This window comes from Streptomyces sp. Ru73 (assembly GCF_002920575.1).
Lineage (GTDB): Bacteria > Actinomycetota > Actinomycetes > Streptomycetales > Streptomycetaceae > Streptomyces.
In genome coordinates this window covers 1-5,026 of record NZ_PQSQ01000184.1, presented here as the reverse complement: position 1 = coordinate 5,026, position 5,026 = coordinate 1, and the positions used below count along the sequence as shown (strand labels likewise).

The window sequence follows — 5,026 nt, the reverse complement described above, 5'->3', positions numbered from 1 at the left end:
GGTGAGCAGCAGGCCGAACAGCCGGTCACCGAAGAGCGCGTACCCGGCGAGCCAGCAGGTCCACAGGGCCGCAGCGCCTCCGGTGCGCTGCCCGTGGCCCAGCGGGCCGCTCCGCAGGCACAGCCGCAGCGCCAGGACCACGCACACCGCGCCGACGGCGGCCAGGGCCGGGCGGACGTACGGCGCTGCCGCCGGGCCCTGGACCGAGGCGACGGCGGCGACGGTGGCCGCGGCGAGCGCGCCGGGCAGCACCTGCAGCGCGGCCCGCACCCAGCGGGCCGGCAGCGGCGCCGGGTCGGCGGCGCGCGGCGCGGCCTCGGCGGCGTCGGCGCGCGGCACGCGGGCGTAGAGCTCCTCGGCGAGCGAGAAGACGTCGCGGTGCCGGAAGCGGGCCGCGGTGCGGTCGGTCACGCCGTGCGCCTCCAGCCCGGCGGCGATCTCCAGGGGGTCAACGGCCCGTTCGCACAGCTCGCGGTGGCGGTGCATCAGCTCCCGTACGGGGTCGGCCGGACCTCTTCGGGGCGGGGCCTTCCGGGCGGGGCCCTCTTCGGGGGCGGAGTCGTGCGCGGCGTGGGGCCCGTCCTCGGGGCGCGGCTTCCGCGCGCTCCCGGGGGCCCGCTTCGCGCCGCCCTCCGGGGCACGCGTCCCGCCGCTCTTCCGGGGCGCGCCGGCCGCACCGCTTCCGAGTGCTGCTCCGCCGACGGCGGGACCTCCGGGTTCGGCCGCGTCCCCAGCGGGGGCCGCCTCTCCCCCGGCGGTGCCGCCGAGCACCGCCCGGGAGCGGGTGTCCCAGCCCCCGGGGCTGCGCGGGGTGGTGGGGGTGTCGGGCCGGTGCGCGGCCCGCGTCCGGTACGCGGTCATGCGTCGCCTCCTCCTCTCGTCCGGGCCATGCCGGCCGGCACCCGCGGCCCGGCGTGGTCCGGTCCCGCGGGCGGTCGGGCCCAGCTGGGGGTGTGGCCGCGCTCCTGCGGCGCGGACGACGGGCCGGTGGCGGACCACTGGCCCGGCAGATGCGATTCAGCGGTACGCGCGAAGAGGCGCGGCGCGCCGTCCACGTCCCGCTCCGCGTGGCACACCGGGATCTGCGACATCAGCTCCAGGTAGATGCCACGAAATGCCGCGATGTTCTGCTCGACGGTGAACAGTTCGAGTGCCCGCGCGCGAGCGGCCGCGCCCAGCCGGGCCCGCCGGTCCGGGTCACCGAGCAGCGCGGTGCACGCCTCGGCCAGCGCCCGGGGGTTGCGCGGCGGTACGACCAGGCCCGTGCCGCCGATGACCTCGCAGACCGCGCCCACGTCGGTGGAGACCGTGGCGCGGCCGCAGAACATCGCCTCCACCAGCGTCCTCGGGAAGCCCCCGACGACGCTGGAGAGCACCAGCACCGAACCCGCTTCGTACGCGTCGGCCGGGCGCGGCAGCCCGGGATCGCCGATCTCCTCGAAGGAGACGGGATTGTCGCCGACCGTGACGGCGTCGGCGGCCTCGTCGGGGAAGAGCTGCGCGGCCAGCGCCCGGCAGTGCGCCAGATAGGCGGGCGCCTCGGGGTCGTCCCCGGGCGAGCCGATGATCCGCAGGGTGGCGTCCGGCTCGGCGGCGCGGACCTGGGCGAAGGCGTGCAGCAGCCCGATGAGGTCCTTCTCCGGCGCCACGGTCCCGACCCACACCAGGGTCTTGGTCCCGTCGGCCGCGGCGTCCGGGACGGCGGCGAACGGCCCGGCGTCCATGCCCGGGTAGACCGTGCGGAGCCGGTCACGGGGCGCGCCGCACCGCTCCTGCCAGCGGCGGATGCGGGTGCTGCCCGGCGTGATCAGGTCGGCGCTGCGGTACGTCTCGGTGGCCAGCGCGCCCTCGAAAGCGGCCAGCAGGGCGTGCACGGGTGCGCTGAGCGGCGCTGCGGCGCGCGCCAGATAGTGCTCGCGCAGCCGCACGCCGTACTCGGTGACCAGGAGCGGAGTGCTGCAGAAGCGTTTGGCCAGGAGTCCGGCGAGCGCCGCGGGACCACCGCACGTGACGTGGCAGAGGTCGGCGCCGGCGAGCCCCCGGCCCGTGCCGTACCGGCCGCCGGGCATGCCGTCGTGCTGCCCGCCGGGCCCGTCCCCGTACCAGTCCAGCGACAGCGGGCGCAGCGCGGTCTCCAGCGCCTCGGTGAGCGCCAGCAGGTCGCTCACCTGGGCGGCGCGCGCGGCCGCCACGGCGCCGGACGCCCGGCAGGCCGCTTCGAGGACGCGTACGGCCGTCTCGGAGCGGAGCAGTTCGGGCAGCGCGCCGGTGGCGCGGGCGAGGTCCGCGAGGCCGTACAGCCCACTGGCGAAACGGTCCGCCTGGCGTCCCGCCCCGGCGTCGGCGGCGCTCTTCCGGCCCGCGCCCCGCGCACTGGCGTCCCCGGCGTCGGCCGCGTCCGCCGCCGGGCCGGACGGCTCGCCGGGCGCGCCGCAGAACGCGGCGGTGAGGTCGGCGAAGTGCTGGGCGAAGCGGCGGCGTTCGCGGCGGCCCGCACCGGCGGCGGCGCCGCGCCGGCCGCCGCGGGGGCGGACACCGCCGGGCCACCAGCGGTGCTCGTCGGGCAGCTCGCCGTACAGCGGCGCGGTGTGCACCGTCCGGATCCGGCCGTCCGGGAGGGGCTCCCGCGCGGTGTCGCGCGCCAGCGCGTAGACCTCGAACTCGTGGCCGGTGAGCCCGCACACGAGCCGGTCGCGCCAGCCACGCGCTTCACCGGAAGCGTACGGACCGCCACTCTCGGTGAGCAGACCAATGCGCACGAGTGCACCCCCGTCCTCGGATCGGCGACCTTCCGGGCGGTGGCCGGATTCCTCACCGCCTGGGGCCCGACGCTACGCAGAAGCACCGGTGGCGCGACGGACGGTTGTCCATCGCGCCACCAAAAGGGGTGAAGTGGCGTAACTTTCCGCCGGACATGCCGTTCGGATGCGGTAAGTGCGCGTTGCACTACACGGAGTGGCAACGGCAGGGCTCGGGAGCAGCCCTCCGAGCCCGGCCCGAGGGGGCGGCGTCAGCCCTTCGGGAAGGGCCAGGCGTTCGGGCGGCAGGTGACGCCGTCCGTGGTCAGGAACTTGGTCTGCTGCATCATCACGGGCGCGAGCGCCCCCTGCCGGTGACAGCCCTCGTGGTCGTGGCCCAGCCGGTGCCCGACCTCGTGGTTGATCAGCATCTGCCGGTAGGCGTACATCCTGTCGGGCCCGTACGTCGCGGCGCCGCGCGCCCACCGGTACGCGTTGATCATGACGCGCTCGGTCGCGGCCGAGTCGCAGGAGACCCGCTCCTCGCTGGTGTCCAGGCCGGACTTGGCGCACCAGGCGTCCGTGGTGCCCGGACTGGCCAGGGTGATGACGAAGTCCGCCCTGCCCGAGGCGACGCGCTCGAACGTCCGCCGGCCTCCGTGCGCCCAACTGCGGTCGTCGTTCAGCGTCTTGTGCACGGCCTCGGCGAACAGGCCGCCGTCCAGCCCGAGTCCGTCCTCGATGTCGACGCGGTAGCGCACCACGTGGCCGCGGCCCGGCGCCGCGGCTGCGCCGCCGACCGGCTTGAAGGTCCCCGGCCCCTTCAGGTCGGCGGCGAGCGGATAGACCTTGGCCATCCTGGCGGCGTACGTGGCGGGCGCGGCAGTGGCCCCGGAGTCGGTGGCATCGGCCTCCGGCGCGGCGTCCCCGCCGCTCACCGGCGTCCCTTCGGCGCCCTGCTTGCGGGCGTCGGCGACCTGGCCGGCGACCACCACCGCGAGGACGGTGGTCACCGCCGCGGCGGCCACCCCGGTGAAAGTGCGCCCCTTGGTGCCCCGCCGCCGCCCTGCGGTGTCGGCCGGCCCGTCCGGCAGCGGACCCGGTTCCCCGAACTCCGCTTCATATGCGGCCAGTTCCGCGTCCTCTTCGGGGCCGCGGGGCGGCGGGGGCGCGGGGACCGCCCCCTGTTGTGCCGCGGACCGCGGGTCCTTCGGGGGACGCGGCGCGCCCGGAGGGGCGGACGGCGCACCGGGAGCCGGCCCGGTGCCGGGCGCGCCCGCCGCGAAGACGTCGTCGTCGGCGAAGGCGTCGAGGTACTCCTGGCGCGGTCCCGGCCGGGCACCGCCCGGATCGACCGGCGTGCCCAGCACGCCGGGCCGCGTGGCGCCCGTACCGCGCTGGTGCGGCACCAGCGGGACGCCGGGGGCCTGCGGAGGCTGCGGAGCGCCCGGTACGGCCGGGCCCTCCCCGTGCTGCGGATGACCACCGCGCACCGCGGGGCCGTCCTCGCCACGCCGCCGCCGACGGCCCGCTCCGGGCCACTCGGGGGGCTGTGCGGCAGCCGCGGCGTGCTGGGCGCCCGCGGGCCCCGGCGGCGCCGTGCCGCCCGTCCAGGGCGCAGGTCCGGGCGCGGCGTGCGGCCCGGTGAGATCGCCGGTCTGCGGGGTGTCGGTCCCGTCCGGGGCCCGGCGGCTATGGCGTCCCACTCGGCCCCTCAGCTCCTGCTCGCATCGGCGGTCGTGCCGTCCTTCGTGCCACCGGCCGCACCGGTACCGCGCGCGTGGGTCCCCGAGCCGTCGGCGGCTTCGCGCTCGGTGTCGTCCAGCAGCTCGCGGACCGCGCGGGCGACGGTGGCCGGGTACTCCATCATCGCGACGTGGCCCGCCTCGGGGAGCGTCAGCAGGCGCGAGCCGCGGAAGGCCGCGGCGGCCCGGCGGGCCATGCGGAAGGAGACCAGCCGGTCGCGCCCGCCGTAGATGAGCAGGGTCGGCGCGAGCACGCGCTCTGCCTGCCGCCACAGGTTGTGCTGGCCGCCGATCGTGTAGGCGCTGACGATGCCGCGCGAGGCGCGCTCCATGACCTCCCAGAAGTACGGCAGCTGGAGCCGGCGCGCGGTCTCCTCGACCGCGGCGGCCACCTCCTCGGGGGAAGCCTTCGCGGGGTCGCCGTAACAGAGGGCCAGCACCTCTCGGGTGCGGCGCTCGGGCGTCCAGTCCCGGGTGAGGCGGCTGAAGAGGGTGGTCACGCCGGGGACCGCCAGCAGCCCCGTGGGCAGCGCGCTGAGCTGC

Annotated in this window: 3 protein-coding genes and 1 pseudogene; all 4 read right to left on the bottom strand. The window is 77.4% G+C overall.

What is annotated here, in order from left to right:
• Positions 1-861, bottom strand: a pseudogene (locus tag C3486_RS37625) (hypothetical protein); the annotation flags it as partial.
• Positions 858-2,759: a glycosyltransferase gene (locus C3486_RS36150; protein WP_103837088.1), complete on the bottom strand. Its 1,902-nt coding sequence runs from the start codon at positions 2,757-2,759 to the stop codon at positions 858-860. The pseudogene C3486_RS37625 and the gene C3486_RS36150, both read right to left, overlap by 4 nt.
• A gap of 251 nt (positions 2,760-3,010) precedes the next feature.
• Complete coding sequence (locus C3486_RS36145) at positions 3,011-4,444, bottom strand: DUF3152 domain-containing protein (RefSeq protein WP_258053203.1); 1,434 nt, start codon at positions 4,442-4,444, stop codon at positions 3,011-3,013.
• 8 nt (positions 4,445-4,452) lie between these two features.
• A partial coding sequence (locus C3486_RS36140) for an alpha/beta fold hydrolase (RefSeq protein WP_146075140.1) occupies positions 4,453-5,026 on the bottom strand: 574 nt, incomplete at its 5' end.